Annotated in this window: 15 protein-coding genes; 4 read left to right on the forward strand and 11 right to left on the reverse strand. The window is 49.0% G+C overall.

The genetic code is table 11. The annotated features are described in order from the left end of the window. Nucleotides 1–107: 107 nt before the first annotated feature. Both J3369_RS05670 and J3369_RS05675 read right to left on the reverse strand, forming a co-directional pair. On the reverse strand, nucleotides 108–323 hold the full coding sequence (locus tag J3369_RS05670) for a hypothetical protein (RefSeq protein WP_119500435.1): 216 nt from the start codon (nucleotides 321–323) through the stop codon (nucleotides 108–110). Nucleotides 324–514: 191 nt separating this feature from the next. Continuing rightward, nucleotides 515–1,606 (reverse strand): tRNA nucleotidyltransferase/poly(A) polymerase-related protein, encoded by a 1,092-nt coding sequence (locus tag J3369_RS05675; RefSeq protein WP_502877427.1) that lies wholly within the window; start codon nucleotides 1,604–1,606, stop codon nucleotides 515–517. A 136-nt stretch (nucleotides 1,607–1,742) separates the two neighbouring features. Between J3369_RS05675 and J3369_RS05680 the strand changes: the two genes are divergently transcribed. After that, nucleotides 1,743–2,654, forward strand: a complete 912-nt coding sequence (locus J3369_RS05680) for an ExeA family protein (protein WP_349584823.1) — start codon at nucleotides 1,743–1,745, stop codon at nucleotides 2,652–2,654. Next, a complete protein-coding gene (locus J3369_RS05685) occupies nucleotides 2,647–3,804 on the forward strand; it encodes a general secretion pathway protein GspB (protein WP_349584826.1) in 1,158 nt (385 codons plus the stop codon). The genes J3369_RS05680 and J3369_RS05685 overlap by 8 nt, the downstream gene beginning before the upstream one ends. Before the next feature lie 7 nt (nucleotides 3,805–3,811). On the opposite strand, the gene J3369_RS05690 is transcribed toward J3369_RS05685, so the two are convergent. The 9 genes from J3369_RS05690 to mutS all read right to left on the reverse strand — a co-directional run bounded on the left by J3369_RS05690 (nucleotide 3,812) and on the right by mutS (nucleotide 16,479). Further along, nucleotides 3,812–4,990 (reverse strand): HD-GYP domain-containing protein, encoded by a 1,179-nt coding sequence (locus J3369_RS05690; protein WP_349584828.1) that lies wholly within the window; start codon nucleotides 4,988–4,990, stop codon nucleotides 3,812–3,814. Between the two features lie 86 nt (nucleotides 4,991–5,076). Continuing rightward, the gene (gene leuD / locus J3369_RS05695) at nucleotides 5,077–5,679 is read right to left on the reverse strand and encodes a 3-isopropylmalate dehydratase small subunit (RefSeq protein ID WP_303574476.1); all 603 of its coding nucleotides are present in this window, start codon (nucleotides 5,677–5,679) and stop codon (nucleotides 5,077–5,079) included. Nucleotides 5,680–5,682: 3 nt separating this feature from the next. Continuing rightward, nucleotides 5,683–7,083, reverse strand: a complete 1,401-nt coding sequence (gene leuC, locus J3369_RS05700) for a 3-isopropylmalate dehydratase large subunit (RefSeq protein ID WP_349584831.1) — start codon at nucleotides 7,081–7,083, stop codon at nucleotides 5,683–5,685. A gap of 9 nt (nucleotides 7,084–7,092) precedes the next feature. Then, nucleotides 7,093–8,190 (reverse strand): 3-isopropylmalate dehydrogenase, encoded by a 1,098-nt coding sequence (leuB, locus tag J3369_RS05705; RefSeq protein ID WP_349584833.1) that lies wholly within the window; start codon nucleotides 8,188–8,190, stop codon nucleotides 7,093–7,095. Continuing rightward, on the reverse strand, nucleotides 8,191–9,750 hold the full coding sequence (gene leuA, locus J3369_RS05710) for a 2-isopropylmalate synthase (protein WP_119500442.1): 1,560 nt from the start codon (nucleotides 9,748–9,750) through the stop codon (nucleotides 8,191–8,193). A 268-nt stretch (nucleotides 9,751–10,018) separates the two neighbouring features. After that, a complete protein-coding gene (locus J3369_RS05715) occupies nucleotides 10,019–10,678 on the reverse strand; it encodes a hypothetical protein (RefSeq protein ID WP_349584837.1) in 660 nt (219 codons plus the stop codon). A gap of 78 nt (nucleotides 10,679–10,756) precedes the next feature. Then, nucleotides 10,757–12,049, reverse strand: a complete 1,293-nt coding sequence (eno, locus tag J3369_RS05720; protein ID WP_349584840.1) for a phosphopyruvate hydratase — start codon at nucleotides 12,047–12,049, stop codon at nucleotides 10,757–10,759. Nucleotides 12,050–12,107: 58 nt separating this feature from the next. Next, entirely contained in the window at nucleotides 12,108–13,739 is a 1,632-nt protein-coding gene (gene pyrG / locus J3369_RS05725) for a CTP synthase (protein ID WP_303574471.1), read from the reverse strand. A 166-nt stretch (nucleotides 13,740–13,905) separates the two neighbouring features. Then, a complete protein-coding gene (gene mutS / locus J3369_RS05730; RefSeq protein WP_349586186.1) occupies nucleotides 13,906–16,479 on the reverse strand; it encodes a DNA mismatch repair protein MutS in 2,574 nt (857 codons plus the stop codon). A gap of 329 nt (nucleotides 16,480–16,808) precedes the next feature. Between mutS and J3369_RS05735 the strand changes: the two genes are divergently transcribed. Next, entirely contained in the window at nucleotides 16,809–17,324 is a 516-nt protein-coding gene (locus tag J3369_RS05735) for a CinA family protein (RefSeq protein ID WP_303574501.1), read from the forward strand. Between the two features lie 208 nt (nucleotides 17,325–17,532). Further along, nucleotides 17,533–18,570: a recombinase RecA gene (gene recA, locus J3369_RS05740; protein WP_349584843.1), complete on the forward strand. Its 1,038-nt coding sequence runs from the start codon at nucleotides 17,533–17,535 to the stop codon at nucleotides 18,568–18,570. Nucleotides 18,571–18,832: the final 262 nt, after the last annotated feature.

The raw sequence follows: 18,832 nt of genomic DNA on the forward strand, positions 1-18,832 counted from the left end.
TTTCTCCAGTTTTCATGATTCATATGCTTATTCATGTAGTATTTCCTCAGTTGTATTTTAGCAAGTAGCTTCTCAATGAGAAGCTACTAAAATTAAACGCAATTTTACTAACGCCAATTTTCCCCATTTAACTGCTCTTCGATAAAAGCAAAGGTTGTTACAGCACTCACTCCAATCATCATTAATGGGAACCAGGCAGGAGCTGTTCCGGCGAGCGCTATACCAACACCGATACTGATGATACCCATGTTCGTTCCTACTGCGAGTTCTTGAGATACACCGCCATTTACTTCTTCGATTTCTGTTAAAGTTAACTGTTGCATTAAATTAAGTCCTTTTTTACTTGTTCTTAAAAGATGTGATGATTAATTGCAACTAATCCATATTGAGTTGCAACTTTAGCATTACAGTAAATTTTACAGTCTACTGTAACTGGCTGATCTCTAAAAATGCTTAATGGGCTAAAGGAGAACTAAGAAACATTTTATTGAGAGATATTTGTTTTTTAACTGATTCAAAGTACAGAATTCAAGATTTCTCCGCGGGCTTTATCAATAGCGGAGCCAATAGCAGGCCCTTTTAGTCCTTGTTTGATAAAATTCGAAGCGTTGATCTTATTGGCTTCTTTCAGTGCGTATAGCAGTTTTGGTGCAACTGTGTAGGAATTCTCTTTCTCATAAATCATAGCCATAACAGATAAAAATTTTTCGAATCGCTCAGGCCGGCGCCATGCATCACAAAGATTAAATAAATTTAGCCAGTCACCTGCAGAGTCTGCGGTTTTATAAATGTTGCAGTGGCGAGAAACGAGCAGTGCAAGATCAGAGTGTTTATTCGGAGCCTTCAAACGTTGGCAAAGCGAGGATGTCTCATCAACGGATAAAAAAGCACAAACTAATGCCCATTTTTCATCCCCTTCTCCCGGCGTTAGTGAAGCTTTTTTTAAAGGATTTGAAATATTAATGAGATGCGGCTTAATTTCTTTTAACCAGAGGCTGAGTGCACCAGCGTTTTCAAGCACCTGAAAATAGACTTCAGGATTCATTTCTCCCAACGCACGAATAGTCTCCTTCCATACACGCTCAGCCGTAAGGTGGGCAAGTTCGCCACTGTCAGCCATGGAACGCATGAGTGAAGCGGTTTCATCTGCAACGGTAAACCCGAGATAAGCATACCTTGCTGCAAAACGGGCAACACGGAATACCCGCAGGGGATCCTCGCTAAAGGCTTCAGACACATGCCGCAATGTGCGGGATTCGATATCTTTAACACCGTGGTAAGGGTCAATCAGATTGCCATCTTTGTCTCTGGCGATAGCATTTACGGTGAGATCCCGACGGATCAAATCCTGCTCCAGCGTGACGTCAGGTGCAGCGTAACAAACAAACCCGGTGTAACCGCTGCCGGACTTTCTTTCCGTACGGGCGAGGGCGTATTCTTCTTTGGTTTTCGGATGCAGGAACACCGGGAAATCTTTCCCGACCTGTTCATAGCCTTTACTGAGCATCTCCTGTGGTGTGGCACCTGTAACTACCCAGTCCCGTTCTGTTACCGGGCGTCCGAGTAATTCATCCCGTACTGCGCCGCCCACTAAATAAACATCCATAAAACCATCACGCTGTTTGTTTTGTTTCATTATGCCTGAACTAAGAGGCTTTTTGTTTATCGAAAGGCTTTGATTTTGACTTATTCACCCGGGCCGGTTAGTTTAGTCGCGGTGAATTGCTAACTCTCTCAAACACATGTATCTGAATTATTTTGGACTGACGGACAACCCGTTTTCCATAGCGCCAAACCCCGATTATTTATATATGAGCCCGCGCCACAAAGAGGCACTGGCACATCTGACCTTTGGCCTGCGCGAAAGCGGCGGTTTTGTGATGCTGACCGGCGAGGTTGGCACCGGAAAAACCACGGTATCCCGGAAATTGTTGCAGCAATTACCTGACAACACACAGGTAGCAATGATTTTAAATCCCACGTTGTCTGCTCTTGAACTGCTGGCTACCGTCTGCGATGAGCTGGGCATTCCCTATGATGTGGACAAGGCCAGTCTGAAATATTTTACTGATCGTATTCTGGCAAAGCTGGCTGACAATCATCAGGCCGGCATGAATACGGTACTGATGATTGATGAAGCACAGCATCTGATGCCGGAAGTGCTGGAACAGCTGCGTTTACTGACCAATCTGGAAACCAACCGTGAGAAACTGCTGAAGGTGGTGTTGATAGGACAGCCTGAATTACAACAGTTACTGAAGCGAAACGAACTACGGCAATTAGCTCAGCGTATTACTGCCCGTTATCATTTGTTACCGCTCACCGCACCGGAAGTTTCTTCTTACGTAGCACACCGCTTAAGTGTGGCAAAAGGGGATGTGAGCATTTTCGGCCCGTCGACGATTAAAGCCATTCACCAAATCACAGGGGGCATTCCAAGAGTAATTAACTTGCTTTGTGACCGCGCACTGACCCTGTCATTCACCAAACAGCATGCAGTCGTGAAGAAACCTGTATTCCTTGCCGCAGCAGAACAAATTCTTGGCGAAGATGTGGTGAGCCAGCGTATTCAAAGTCAGCGTAAATGGCTGATGATATTGTTGTTTGTGATTGCTGTGGTGACTGGCTTTGGCATCGGGAGGTTGTATGTCTGACCTCATTAAAATTGCAGAGCTGAAACCCGGTATGGTGATTATTCGCATCACTGAGCAGAACGGGCCGGTTAAAATTCGCAAAAGTGGTCTGGTATCCAGTGACGCCATGGTACAGGGCCTGGCGGAAATGGGAGTGCAGGAAGTTGAAGTTGACCCTGCTCAAGCCGTTGAAATTGAAAAACCGGTGCATCACCGCACGCAAACGCAGGCACTGCTCAGGGGAGAACACGACACCAGTGTCAGTAAGTTTGATGCCGGGTTGTCAGATCAATTTAACCGCAGCTTGTTCCTTCCCACTGTACAGGGAATGCCGTCGTTGTGGAAAGTGTATGCCAGACAGGCAGTGTCTTTTGCCGGTGTCATTCTGGCCGGACTGATTACAGGCGGTGCCATCGGCAGTTACCCTGCGTGGTGGCCTGATATAGTAAATATCGTGTCCGCCGGCGATGAGCGCGGAAACGGACAGGAGATACCGGGAACAACACCTGAAGACAGCACAAACCTGAAATTCACCGGAGAGGCTGTGGTGCCAGCCGGCAATATTGCCGTAGTGGATAGCAGACCGGTAAATAACACAAAAGAATTAAATTCAGTTCCTGATGCCACCGCTGGGAGTCAGCCTGAAATAAGTACCCCAAACCAGAGCGCAATGCCTGACCAGAGCGCAACTCCTGACCAGAGCGCAACCGGGCAGCAGAATACTGCGTCCGTCAATCCGGTTAACAGAGATGGTGCAGGGAATGATATTGCTGTGCAGGCCTCAGATTTAGGCGGTGAAATCATCAATGCGCCGCAGGAAAGCGATGTGAATGTGTCACCGGAGCTTATGGCTCGGTTTAATAAGGCCATTGAAGATTTGGACAACAAGGCTACCGAAGATGAGCCTGAAACACAGATCACCGTGCGTGATGATTTACCCCGTGTCGATCAACTTCCTGTCAGAATGCTTACCCGTTTACCGGGTATGGCGTTTAATGCCCATATGTATGCCAGTCGTCCGTCTGACCGCTGGGTGAGAGTGAACGGCAAACAGCTCGGGGAAGGGGACTGGATTGATGACAAGGTGCAAATAGTAAAGATTGAAGCTCAGCGGGTTATCCTGAGCTTCGAAAATAAAGAGTTTTCTATGGCGGCGTTAACAGACTGGTGACCGGGTTTCAGCCCGGCACCTGGCTGATAAATACATCTTTGAAAAATTTCGGCAGATTAATGCCAAAATCATCAGGGCGGACACCTGACTCAATTTCATCGTCGACAGTAAGCAAATCAATGCGTCTGATTTCACTGAAGTGACCTCCGGTAATGCTGTAGAAAGTCATTACCACCGGTGAGGTGAGATCGTCGGGATTTTGTTTACTGATGATCCCCAGTCTCCCGCTTTTCAGTTTTACCAGCGAGCCCACGGGGTGAACACCAACACACTGCACGAACTGTTTAACTAACACGCTGTCAAGAGACGGATCTTTAGCCAGCCTTTTCAGCGCAAGCGCCGGCGTAATGCTGTCTTTGTGAGGGCGGTTGGAAATCATCGCATCGTAACAGTCCACAATAGCCGCCATTTTGGACAAGGGGGAGATGGTGTCACTCTTCAGTGCTTTCGGGTAGCCGGAACCGTCTTCCCGTTCGTGGTGTTGAGATATAACCGACAATGCTAAATCTGAAATCTGTTCGCCTTGCTCTACCAGTTCCACGCCAATATCAACATGGCTTTTCACCACATCCCAGTCGGCCTGACTCAGTTTTCCGTTTTTATGCCTCAGTTCCTGTGGGATCTGCGACATACCCACGTCCATAAGCAATGCGCCCATACAAGCTTCATCAATGGTATCCCGATCATAACCAAGGTGCTGGGCGAACATAGCCATCAGGATGGAACAGTTGATCGAATGTTCAAGCAGGTATTGGTCTGAATTCTTTATCATTGTCAGGCAGGACATGGCATCCTGATTATCGAAAACTGCATCAATGATGCTGGATGACAGGTCTGATGCCTGCGAGAGATCATTAGGAGCGCCCTTGTTGAGCGAAGTGATGAAAGACTGCTGTAAGCTCACGGCTTCTTCATAAAGTACACTGGCGGCGTTCAGAGCGTCTGAGTTCGACCGTGTGTCAGGTGAAGGGGCGGGCACCTGTTCACTGACCATTGCTGCTTCCGGCAACTGACTTCTGGCATAGTCGACTTCTACCAGAGTGATCCCCATTTCCTTCAGTTTACCGATGGAAACCGGTGATTTTACCACGCCGCTGGAGCGCACGCGTAATTGTCCGGTTTGTTCTAAAACCTGATTGACGTACATACCCGGAATGAGTTCATCAATAGTCACGTTTTTTAGCATGCAATGTTACCTGATCAGAAGCCGGGGCCGAAAAAAAAGGGCGATGCTGATGCATCGCCCTTTGAGTATAGTTGATATCGAAAAAATTAAAGCCAGACTGGTTGTCTACTTTCGTATGATTCGATGGTCTCTGTCAGTTCCAGCGTCTGACCGATAGCATCTAAGCCTTTGATCAGATTGTTTTTGTGGTGTGCAAGGATATCAAAGCTGAATACTGCATCGCCTGCTTTCACTGTTTGTGCCGGCAAATCGATTTCTACAGCGGTATCCGGGTTGGCTTTGACAATGGCAAACAGCTCATCCATTTGCGCTGATGTCAGAGCAACCGGCAGCAACTGGTTGTTAATGCAGTTGCCGTAGAAAATGTCAGCGAAGGATGTGGCGATAACGGCATCAAAACCAAAATCTGCCAGTGCCCATGGCGCGTGCTCACGGCTGGAACCACAACCAAAATTTTCCCGCGACATCAGAATACTTGCGCCGGCGTGTTCCGGTTTATTTAACACGAAATCTGGATTGGGTTCTTTTTCATGCAAGTCCAGATAGCGCCAGTCGTGAAACAAATGTTTACCGTATCCGGTGCGTGTTACGCCAGTAAGAAACTGTTTCGGGATAATCTGATCCGTATCGACGTTAGCCTGATCAAGGGGGCAGGCGCGGCCGGTGTGTGTAGTAAAACCTTGACTCATGATTTACTCCTGAAATTCTCTGACATCGGCGAAACGGCCTTTCAATGCAGCGGCAGCTGCCATCGCAGGGCTCACCAGGTGAGTACGGGCACCGCGGCCCTGACGGCCTTCGAAGTTACGGTTGCTGGTTGAAGCACAACGGTCACCGGCCTGAAGAATGTCATCATTCATGCCCAGACACATCGAACAACCCGGCAAACGCCACTCGAACCCTGCATCGGTAAAGATTTTATCGAGACCTTCTGCTTCCGCCTGACGTTTAACCGCACCGGAGCCCGGTACAACAATCGCGGTGACGTTGTCAGCGACTTTGCCCTGTTTGGCGATGAATGCAGCAGCACGCATGTCTTCAATACGACCATTGGTACAAGAGCCGATAAATACATGACTGATGGCCACATCTTCCAGCTTGTCGCCTGCTGATAAACCCATGTACGACAGGGCTTTTCTGGCGCTTTCTTTCTCTACCGCATCGCTGAAGGAGTCAGCCGCAGGTACCGGTGTATCCACACCAATTACCTGACCCGGGTTAGTGCCCCAGGTAACCTGTGGTGCGATATCAGCGGCATTTAATTCAACAACACTGTCGAACTTCGCGCCATCTTCACTGTACAGTGTTTTCCAGTATGCAACGGCGTCATCCCACGCTTCGCCGGAGGGTGCATATTCACGGCCTTTCACGTAGTTAAATGTGGTCTCATCCGGCGCAACCATACCGGCTTTCGCTCCGGCTTCGATACTCATGTTACAGATAGTCATACGCTCTTCCATGGTCAGAGAGCGGATGGCTTCACCTGCGTACTCAATAACATAACCGGTAGCGCCGGCGTGTCCGATTTTGCCGATAATGGCCAGAATGATATCTTTTGCCGTAATGCCTACCGGTAATTTACCGTGCACATTAATCAGCATGCTTTTCGCTTTACTTTGCTTCAAAGTTTGTGTGGCCAGAACGTGCTCAACCTGAGATGTACCGATACCGAATGCTAAGGCCCCGAATGCGCCGTGGGTTGCAGTGTGCGAGTCACCACATACTGCGGTAACGCCGGGCAGGATTAAACCCAGTTCAGGACCCATTACGTGAACAATCCCCTGTTTCTGGTGACCTACCGGGAATAGCTTAACGCCGTGTTCTTCACAGTTCTTCGCCAGCGTTTGTAGCTGTAACGCATTTTGCGGACCGCAGGCGTCAATGGCCAGCGAGCGGGTAGAGATACTGTGGTCCATGGTGCCGAATGTACGGTCAGGTCGACGCACTTTACGGCCTTTTTCATTCAAACCTGCGAAGGCCTGAGGCGAAGTCACTTCGTGGATCAGGTGACGATCGATATACAATAAGCTGTCTTCGCCAATCTGGTCTACAACGTGTGCTTCCCAGACTTTGTCATATAAGGTCTTGGCCATGACGGTCTGTTACTCCTGATTTAAAATCTGTTTGACAATTTCATCGCCGACCTGAGCCGTGGTGGACGCTTGTGCGCGTTTATTCTCAGGTAACAATTCACCGGTTAATACACCGGCTTCTAACGTGGCTACAACCGCTTTTTCGATAGCGTCTGCAGCATCTTGCAGGTTTAAGCTGAAACGCAACATCATGGCTGCTGACAACACCTGAGCGATAGGGTTAGCAATACCCTGGCCGGCAATATCCGGTGCAGAACCACCGGCCGGCTCGTATAAGCCAAAGCCTTCTTCGTTCATACTGGCAGACGCGAGCAGACCCATGGAACCGGTCATCATGGCGCATTCGTCTGAAATGATGTCGCCGAACAGGTTAGAGCATAACATCACGTCGAATTGGGCCGGGTTTTTCATCACCTGCATGGTCGCGTTATCAATATAGATGTGCTCAAGTTCCACATCAGGATAGTCATTGGCGACTTCTTCAGTGACTTCGCGCCACAAACGGCTGCATACCAGTACGTTGGCCTTATCTACCGAGGTAACTTTACCACGGCGCTTCTGTGCTGCTTCAAAGGCGGATACGGCAATTCTGCGAATTTCCCGCTTGGAGTAGCGCATGGTATCAAAGGCGTATTCTTCTTCACCTTCGCCGTCACGACCCTTAGGCTGACCAAAATAGATACCGCTGGTCAGCTCACGGACAACCAGTACATCCACACCGCTGGCAGCAATGTCTGCACGCAGCGGGGATAAGTTCTCAAGACCCGGATAAATTTTTGCAGGACGCAGGTTACTAAATAAATCGAAATGACTGCGCAGGGTTAACAGTGCTGCACGTTCAGGGCGTTGTTCCAGTGGCAGGGAATCCCATTTTGGTCCACCGATTGAGCCGAATAAAATTGCGTCGGCCTGTTCACAGCCTTGCAGGGTAGCTGGCGGTAATGCTTCACCTTCAGTATCAATGGCATAGCCACCGACCGGATACGCGGTCCGGTTGAAAGTCACTTTGAATTTGCTCTCAACGGCATCCAGGACCTTGTTGGCTTCCTGCATGACTTCCGGGCCGATACCGTCTCCGGCGAGTACGGCAATATTGAATTCGCTCATTTATACTCCTGCAACGCGTTCTTGTTGAATCTTTTGCTGATCAATCTGGTCAGCAACATGTGTATTGTTCAGTACGAAGATAAGGGCTTTAACCCCGGCTTCGACAATGTCTGTGGCCAGGCCGATACCGTGGAAACGGCGGCCTTTGTACTCGGCGATAACACCGACCTGGGCAAGGGCGTCAGCACCTTCACCTTTCGAGTCCAGTTTGAAGTCCACCACTTCCAGGTCTTCATGGCCCAGAATAGAAATAATGGCATTAAAGGCGGCATCCACCGGACCGTTACCGATGGCTGTTTTAGTAACGGTTTCGCTGCCGACCTGTAAGCGTACAGTGGCACTGGGAATGATTTCCCTGCCAGAGTTGGCCTGCAGATAAGACAGCTGGTAATACGCGTCTTCGTGTTTTTGCTGATCGAAAAACAGCAAGGCTTCCAAATCGTAGTCGTAAACCTGACCTTTCTTATCGGCCAGCGCAAGGAATGCGGTGTAAACCGTTTCCAGATCGTAGTCTTCCGCCTTGTAGCCCAGCTCTGTTAAACGGTGCTTGATAACGTGACGACCGGAGCGTGATGTCAGGTTCAGGTTGTTTTTATTAATACCCACACTTTCCGGTGTCATGATTTCATAGGTATTTTGCGCTTTTAATACACCGTCCTGGTGGATACCTGAGGAGTGACTGAAGGCATTCGCGCCCACAATGGCTTTGTTCGACTGAACCGGCATATTACACAACTGGCTGACCAGCTTGGAGGTACGGAAAATTTCAGTGGAATTGATGTTGGTTTGCATGCCCAGCATGGCTTCGCGGGTTTGCAGGATCATCGCGATTTCTTCCAGTGAACAGTTTCCTGCACGTTCACCGATACCGTTAATAGTACATTCTACCTGGCGGGCACCTTGTTCAACGGCAGCCAGTGAGTTAGCAACAGCCAGACCTAAATCGTTGTGACAGTGCACGGAAATCGTGGCTTTATCGATGTTAGGTACGCGGTTAAACAGGTTGCCGATGATGCCGCCGAACTCGGTGGGGGTTGTGTAGCCCACGGTATCCGGAATATTTACGGTAGTGGCACCGGCATTGATGGCGGCTTCAACCATGCGGCAAAGATAATCGATGTGGGTACGGCCGGCATCTTCACAGGAAAATTCTACATCGTCGGTGTAGCGGCGGGCATGCTTTACTGCAGCTACTGCCATATCAACGACTTCGTCCTGTGATTTTCTGAGTTTAGCACCAACATGAATTTCAGATGTGGCGATAAAGGTATGGATACGGAATTGTTCAGCGACACTCAGCGCCTGGCCACATGCATCGATGTCTTTTTCAAGGGCACGGGATAAACCGCAAACCACACTGTTTTTCACTTCGCGGGCGATCATCTGCACGGATTTAAAATCACCCGGCGAAGATACCGGGAAACCCGCTTCGATGATGTCTACGCCCAGGCGTTCGAGGGCCAGAGCGATCTGCAATTTTTCTTTGGCACTTAAACTGGCGGGCAGTGCCTGCTCGCCGTCGCGTAACGTGGTATCAAAGATTTTTACCTGATTCGTCATGGCTTGTACTCGTGGTGATAATTAGTAAAAAAAAACCCGTGCGATGCACGGGTTTATTGTAATTCCTCTTACTGGATGCATTCTACCCGTGCAGTCTTGCTGCCATAAGGAGTAGAAGAGAAAGTAAAAAATGTTGCATAATTATGCGAATTTCACGGGCATCCAATTGATAGCCGACAATGTAACCATACAGGGGCCACAGGTCAACCTTTCTTTGCCATCATGAATATAATAATTGGTTATATTTATCCTAACTCTGTTTGGTTGGTCAGGTATTTAAGGTGAATTTTTTCCACTTTACCGTGGTGGAAAGCAATAATTCTCTTAATGAGAGTGTGCGTGGGGCCAGTCTGCCTTTGTGATTCCAGCGGTGTCCGCAGCATGCGGCAGACATCACAGCTTTGGTGGGTTTCAGTAGTGTATAGTCGGTGTCTGTATTGTTGGCCTGACTCACACCATCAAAAGTAAACCAGCCATACTTATTGGTGTGCACCATTTCATTCTCAGGCTGAACACGGTCAATAGAGTCCAGCTCGATATGCTCTTCATCAAAGCGAAGTAATCTTACCGGTACGGGTAAACCATAGGCTGCATGGTCTTTATACCAGGTCAGCGTGCCCTCCGGCGTAATTTTATGGGCAGGGCACTTAGGGGCCTGTTTACATTGCCAGGTACCATTGTGACTGTCTACTGCAAGCGGTGTTTTGTGGTTTGCCAGATAGTGGGCTGCCCGTTGAATTCGGTGAGGAAGTGCGGCCAGTCTGCGTTGGAGGTAAGATATCTGCGCAGCGGACGCTTGTGAAAGCACCAGCAACTCGCGCTCGTACAGGGCATTACAAATTTCTGTGAAGACCGGAGAATCGTCGGTTGCGCCGGTGGCAGCAAAAATATCAGTCTGACTGGACGACGTGTGAGAACCTGACGACATGGCTACAAAGGATTATGAAGAATATCAGTAAAGTAGCATTAAAAAGAACGGGTAGCCAGCGCTACCCGTTCATAGTCATTATTGACCTTTGATTGCACTGCGACCCGGATAAACCGCTTTGTCGCCCAGTGCCTGCTCGATACGCAGTAACTGGTTGTACTTGGCAACACGGTCAGAACGGCACAGAGAACCGGTCTTGATTTGACCCGCTGCAGTACCAACCGCCAGGTCAGCGATAGTCGCATCTTCGGTTTCGCCTGAACGGTGAGAGATAACCGCAGTGAAGCCGGCATCTTTCGCCATCCTAATTGCATTCAGGGTTTCGGTCAGTGAACCGATCTGGTTGAATTTAATCAGGATAGAGTTACCGATACCATTCTCGATACCACGGGACAGAATTTTGGTGTTAGTCACGAACAGGTCGTCACCAACCAGTTGTACTTTGTCACCAATCTTCTTAGTCAGGCTTGCCCAACCGTCCCAGTCGCTCTCGTCCAGACCGTCTTCGATTGAAACGATAGGGTACTGTTCAGCCAGTTCAGCAAGGTAGTCGCCAAAGGTTTCAGAGTCAAAAGACTTGTCTTCACCAGACAGCACATATTTGCCGTCTTTGTAAAATTCAGACGCCGCACAGTCCAGTGCCAGCGTGATGTCTTCGTTCATTTTGTAGCCCGCTTTTTCAACGGCTTCTACAATAACAGCCAGCGCTTCAGCGTTAGAGCTCAGGTTAGGTGCAAAACCACCTTCGTCACCCACTGCTGTGTTCAGGCCTTTAGCAGACAGTACTTTTTTCAGGTTATGGAAAATTTCCGCACCCATGCGCAGGGCTTCTTTGAAGCTCTTCGCGCCAACTGGCTGAACCATGAATTCCTGAATGTCTACGTTGTTGTCAGCGTGCTCACCACCGTTGATGATGTTCATCATAGGTACAGGCATAGAGTACTGACCTGACGTACCGTTTAAGTCAGCGATGTGCTCGTAAAGTGCAACGCCTTTTTCAATTGCAGCCGCTTTGGCAACAGCCAGAGAAACCGCCAGGATCGCATTTGCGCCCAGCTTTTCTTTGTTCTCTGTACCGTCCAGCTCTAACATTTTGTTATCAACGTCAGTTTGTGCCAGTGGATCCATGCCAGCCAGCGCCGGAGCAATGATGTCGTTTACTGCAGCAACGGCTTTTTCTACGCCTTTGCCCAGGTAACGGCTTTTATCACCGTCACGCAGTTCCAGTGCCTCACGTGAACCAGTTGATGCACCGGATGGTGCAGCGGCACGACCCATTGCGCCTGAATCAAGGTAAACGTCTGCCTCTACAGTGGGGTTACCACGAGAGTCCAGGATTTCGCGTCCTACAATGCGAGCAATCTTCGCCATTTTATTTCCTCAACGTTTGTGCAGAAGGCAACGGGAGTAAGCCTTCTGCTTTTTAGAATCAGTGATTTTCTTTCTGGTATTTCCCGGCAGCTTCTACAAATCCTTTAAACAGCGGGTGGCCATCACGGGGTGTAGAAGTAAACTCCGGGTGGAATTGACCGGCAACAAACCATGGATGGTCCGGGATTTCGATCACTTCTACAAGGCGTTTGTCGGTGGACAAACCACTTACTTTCAGGCCCGCTGCTTCAATCTGGTCACGAAGGTTATTGTTTACTTCGTAACGGTGACGGTGACGTTCGTAAATCTCTTCGCTGCCGTAGGTTTCACAGACTTTGCTGCCCGGGATCAGGTGGCAAAGCTGGCTGCCTAAACGCATGGTGCCGCCTAAATCTGAAGAGGCATCGCGCTGTTCAGTAGAGCCGTCTGCATCCAGCCATTCGGTGATCAGGCCAACAACCGGGAACGGAGTTTTAGGATCGAATTCGGTGCTGTTTGCGTTTTCCATACCAGCTACATTGCGGGCAAATTCAATTAAAGCAACCTGCATACCCAGACAAATACCCAGATAAGGGACTTTATTCTCACGGGCATAGCGTGCTGCTGCAATTTTGCCTTCGATACCGCGTTCGCCGAAACCGCCGGGTACTAAGATAGCATCCAGGTGTTCTAAAATTTGTGTACCTTTTGTTTCAACGTCCTGGGAATCGACATAGTGAATATTCACTGTCAGGCGGTTTTTTAGACCGGCATGTTTTAATGCCTCATTGACAGATTTATACGCGTCAGGCAATTCAACATATTTGCCCACCATACCAATATTCACTTCTGCAGTAGGGTTAGACTCTGCATAAAGTACCTGTTCCCATTCGGTGAGATCGGCTTCTTTGCAGTCCAGACGGAAACGGTCAACAACCAGCTGGTCCATACCCTGTGCTTTAAGCGCAGCCGGGATACGGTAGATGCTGTCTACGTCTTTCAGTGAAATAACGGCTTTATCTGCCACATTCGTGAACAGGGCAATCTTAGAACGTTCTGTAGCCGGCAGTGCGCCAACAGAACGGCAAACCAGGATGTCCGGTTGAATACCGATAGAACGCAGCTCTTTTACAGAGTGCTGAGTAGGCTTAGTTTTCACTTCGCCGGAAGCAGGCATGTAAGGTACCAGCGTCAGGTGCATGAACATGGCGCGCTCGCGGCCGACTTCTGTACCTAACTGACGGATAGCTTCCAGGAACGGTTGTGATTCAATATCACCTACTGTACCGCCTACTTCAACAATAGCCACATCGTGACCTTCTGCACCGTCGATAACGCGACGCTTAATTTCGTTGGTGATGTGCGGGATGACCTGGATGGTTGCACCTAAATAGTCACCACGTCTTTCACGGCGTAATACTTCTTCGTAAACCCGGCCAGTGGTGAAGTTATTACGCTTGGTCATACGGGTGCGGATAAAACGCTCGTAGTGGCCTAAATCTAAATCGGTTTCTGCGCCATCATCCGTGACAAACACTTCCCCGTGCTGGATTGGGCTCATTGTTCCCGGATCAACGTTGATATACGGATCCAGTTTTAACATCGTAACGGTGAGACCACGCGCTTCAAGAATAGCTGCTAACGAAGCGGCAGCAATACCTTTACCAAGCGATGATACGACACCACCGGTGACGAAAATATAATTTGTCATGCGAAACCTAAGGCGTTGGAATTTTTGGCTAATGTGCTGAGAGTTGCGAAAACCGAACTAAGCACCTGGACGGCGCAATATTATAGCGAAAGAGTAGCAGGCAAACAATCGGTTTGCCTGCCGGGCTGGCGGGTTTATTTCAGGTAAATTAATAAAGCCTTAAGTATCACGCCTGACTTAGCCGTTTTAGCGTATAGATTAAATCCAGTGCCTGCCTGGGAGAAAGCTCGTCGGGAGACAAATTATTCAGTGCATCCCGCAGCGGGTCAGGCATATCGGTAAAATGCATTTCCGACTGCCCGGCTCTGGTCGTGGGTGCACCGGAATCTGACGACGTTTTTGTTGTCTTTGTGGCCGGGGCGTCTTCCTGTGGTGCCCGGTTTTCCAGTTCATGCAATTTAGCCCGGGCAGCATTGATTACCGGGCGGGGAACGCCGGCAAGCTGGGCAACCTGTAAGCCATAGCTTTTGCTGGCCGCACCGGTTTCAACCGTATGCATAAAGCGGATGGTATCGTCGTGCTCTACCGCATCTAAATGCACATTGACCACACCCTCTTCAGAATCAGCTAACTGGGTCAGTTCAAAATAATGGGTGGCAAACAAGGTATAAGCATTAATCTCCCTTGCCAGGAAGCAGGCACATGCCCAGGCGAGAGATAAGCCATCGTATGTACTGGTGCCGCGCCCGATTTCATCCATTAATACCAGCGAGTGCTCAGTGGCATTATGCAAAATGTTGGCGGTCTCGGTCATTTCCACCATGAAGGTAGAACGCCCTGACGCCAGGTCATCTGATGCACCAATACGTGTGAAAATACGATCTACACGGCCGATTTTTGCATTTTCTGCAGGTACGTAACACCCAAGGTATGCCATTAGTACAATCAGAGCGGTCTGACGCATGTACGTTGATTTACCGCCCATGTTCGGACCGGTTATCACAAGCATGCGTTGTCTGGTGTCCAGGGTTACGGGGTTGGCAATAAACGGGTCGGTCATAACTTGCTCAACCACTGGATGACGTCCGGCTTCGTAAGTGATTTCACGGTTATCTGTGAGGGTAGGGCAATGTAAGTCGAGTGCGGTTGCCCGCTCTGCAAAACACTGAATCACATCCAGTTTAGCCAGTGCTTCAGCTGTGTTTATCAGTTTAGTGAGTTGTGGCTGGAAGGCATCGAATAACCCTTCATAGAGCTGCTTTTCCAGAGCCAGCGCCCGGCCCTGACTGGTCAGTACTTTATCTTCATGTTCTTTCAGCTCAGGGGTAATGTAACGCTCAGTGTTCTTTAACGTTTGACGGCGGATATAGTCTGCCGGGGCTGCGCCGCTGTTTGCGCGGCTTAATTCGATAAAAAAGCCATGCACTTTGTTGTAGCCCACTTTCAGTGTAGAGACACCGGTACGCTCCCGTTCTCTGACTTCCAGAGCATCCAGGTAGTCCGTGGCTCCCCTTGACAGCGCCCGCAATTCATCAAGCTCTTCATTAAAACCTTCAGCGATAACACCACCATCGCGGATCACAACCGGAGGGTTATCTACGATAGCCTGATTTAACAGGCTTTGTAATTCAGGATAGGTGCTGACAGCATTGGCCAGATCTGCACATAACGGATCCTCAAGAGAGGATAACTGGTCGAGCAGTCCGGGCAATTCGTTAAACGCATTGCGTAAACGGGAGAAATCCCTGGGACGGGCTGAACGCAGGGCTAACCGCGCCATGATACGTTCTATGTCACCAATGCGTTTTAGTGTATCTGATATTTCTTCATGACCCTCTTCAATCAGCTTGCCGACGGCCTGCTGGCGTCGGGTGAGCTCATAATGATCGGTAATGGGGGCGTGCAAATAGCGTTGAAGTAATCTGCTGCCCATGGGGGTGGCGGTAGAGTCCAGCACGCTGAACAGAGTATTTTCCTGACTGCCTGATAAATTGGCGGTTAATTCCAGATTTCTTCGCGTGGCTGCATCTAGCTGAATACGTGTTTCCTGCTGTTCACGATGAATACTGCGAATATGGGGCAGGGCGGTACGTTGGGTATCTTTAACGTATTGCAGTACACAGCCGGCTGCACCGGTGGCTTTATCTAAGCCGTTGATCCCGAACCCATCCAGTGATTTGGTGCCGAATTGCTGATTGAGTTGCTCTGTTGCCGTTTGCGGATCAAACTCCCATTCGGGACGACGACGTAAACCTTTTCGTTTTCCAATAAGAGGTAAGCCTTCGAATCCTTCCGGATAAAGCAGTTCCGCAGGATTAAGGCGTTGCAACTCGGCCAGCAATTGTTCGTCGCTGTCACATTCAACCACCAGAAAACGCCCGCTGCTTATATCGAGGGTGGCAACGCCGTACTGCATGCTGTGACCGCACACAGCAGCAAGCAGGTTATCACGGCGCTCTTCTAATAATGCCTCATCAGTGACTGTGCCCGGGGTGACAATACGCTGAACCTGACGGTCTACCGGTCCTTTGCTGGTGGCAGGATCGCCCACCTGCTCACAAATCGCCACCGATTCGCCCATTTTTACCAGGCGCGCCAGGTAACCTTCCACCGCGTGATAAGGCACTCCCGCCATTGGAATGGGTTCACCGCCGGATTTGCCTCTGGCTGTTAATGAAATATCCAGCAGGTGTGCGGCCTTTTTGGCATCGTCATAGAAGAGTTCATAAAAGTCTCCCATCCGGTAAAACAGTAAAATATTAGGATGTTGTGCTTTTATGGCCAGATACTGGCGCATCATCGGCGTATGTGATTCCAAGAAAACCTCTTTGTTATGTTGATACTGTTTGCGAAGGCGCTTCTGTCCGGAAGACGGAACTGCATTTGAAACACGGCGTAAACCCATCCATGGGGCCCCGGCTGCCGCTTCCCTGCGGCAGACGGTTTCATATGCAGTCCCCGTATTCCGTACGCGCGCCTTCTCAGTCACTTGCTTCCGGCCGGAGCATGGAACTGCATTGGAAACACGAAACAATTCCTTCCCCGACAGGATTGAACTTAATCGCTCCGGCGTCCGCTAAATGTGTAAAATGGTACAACGGAATTAATTCATTGGTGAGTATTATTCGTATGAGCGCAGATTTTTCAACTGTTTCACGAGACAGTGCCTTACTTAAACAGGTGGTTGCCACCGGAGATGTGCTTCGCCGGCGGAACTGGCATGTATCCTGTGCTGAGTCTTGTACAGGTGGTGGAATTGCTTACGTATTAACTTCTGTTTCCGGTAGTTCTGAATGGTTCAATCAATCCTGGGTCACTTATTCAAATGAGGCTAAGCAATCACTTATTGGAGTGAAAGCTGAAACGCTTGAGGAGTTTGGCGCGGTGTCTGAGCAAACTGTGGCTGAAATGGCGCAGGGTGTTGTTCAGGAAAGTGGTGCGCAGGTTGGCGTGTCGGTGAGTGGTATTGCAGGGCCTGGCGGTGGTTCGGCGGAAAAGCCGGTGGGTACGGTTTGGTTTGGCTTTATGATAGACGGTGAAATGAACACGCAGCGTCACGTATTTTCCGGTGACCGGTTAGCGGTGCGGGAACAGGCCATCGCCCATGCAATTTCTTATCTGTACCAACGACTGGTTGCTGAATAAAACGGGATTTGACAGACTAATTGTGAAATCTTACTTGACTGTATGCTTATACAGTATAAAATGCACTCAACATTCGAATTACGTTTCGTGAGTTACTGAAGCGCTGACCGAATCATATTTTGCGGAAGTTAAAAAATAACAGAAGTAAAAGTGGCAGCGTAATACGACAGGGTAACTACCGGACAGTCATTATCTTGAGGATAATATCGTGGACGACAACAAAAACAAAGCTCTTTCCGCCGCTCTTGGCCAAATTGAAAAGCAATTTGGTAAAGGTGCCATCATGCGCCTGGGTGACAATCAGGCGCATGATATCGAAGCAATTTCTACCGGTTCACTCAGTATCGACATTGCACTCGGTATAGGCGGTTTACCTTGTGGGCGTGTTGTTGAAATCTACGGTCCTGAGTCATCAGGTAAAACAACCCTGACACTGCAAGTTATTGCTGAAGCGCAAAAGAAAGGCAAAACCTGTGCATTCGTCGATGCGGAACACGCACTGGATCCTATCTACGCCAAAAAGCTGGGTGTAAACATTGACGATCTGCTGGTCTCTCAGCCTGATACCGGTGAGCAGGCGCTGGAAATTTGTGACATGCTTGTTCGTTCCGGAGCTGTGGACGTGGTAATTGTCGACTCGGTTGCTGCTTTAACACCGAAAGCTGAGATTGAAGGTGAGATGGGTGATTCTCACGTGGGTCTTCAGGCGCGTTTGATGTCTCAGGCGTTGCGTAAGCTTACCGCTAACATCAAGAAATCAAATACGCTGTGTATTTTCATCAACCAGATCCGTATGAAGATTGGTGTTATGTTCGGTAACCCTGAAACCACAACCGGTGGTAACGCGCTGAAATTCTATGCCTCTGTGCGTCTGGATATCCGTCGTATCGGTGCGGTTAAAGAAGGTGATGAGGTTGTTGGTAACGAAACCCGTGTGAAAGTGGTGAAGAACAAAGTTGCACCACCATTTAAGCAGGCGGAATTCATGATTCGTTACGGCGAGGGTATCAGTAAGGAAGCTGAACTTATTGACCTTGGTGTGAAGCAGAAGCTGGTTGATAAAGCCGGTGCCTGGTATAGCTACAACGGTGACCGTATTGGTCAGGGTAAAGCGAACGTAATGGCGTTCCTGAAAGATAACCCTGATATCGCTAACGACATCGAAACCAAGCTGCGCGCAGAGTTACTGGCTCAAAAAACAGTAAAGCCTGAAGAAGCCGAAGGCGAAACAGAAGAAAAATTGTAAGATTTATGTCCGGCAGCCTGTAAAAGGCTGCGCATGAAACGACAAATCGATAGACAGTTAATCAAATTAGAAGCCAGCTGAAAAGCTGGCTTCTTTTTTTGTGTGAAAAAACGGGTTTTAAAATCAATATCCTGAAAGGCGAACCGTCCTGTAAGAAGGCCTCTGTAGACCGTTTAACTCTTTTTATTAGTGTTATCTAATAAAAAGAATAATAAAATCAGTAGGTAATGAACTGTCCAAAAGACGAGGAATGCACTTTTTT

It is taken from the genome of Alteromonas sp. NFXS44 (assembly GCF_040148705.1).
Taxonomy (GTDB): domain Bacteria; phylum Pseudomonadota; class Gammaproteobacteria; order Enterobacterales; family Alteromonadaceae; genus Alteromonas.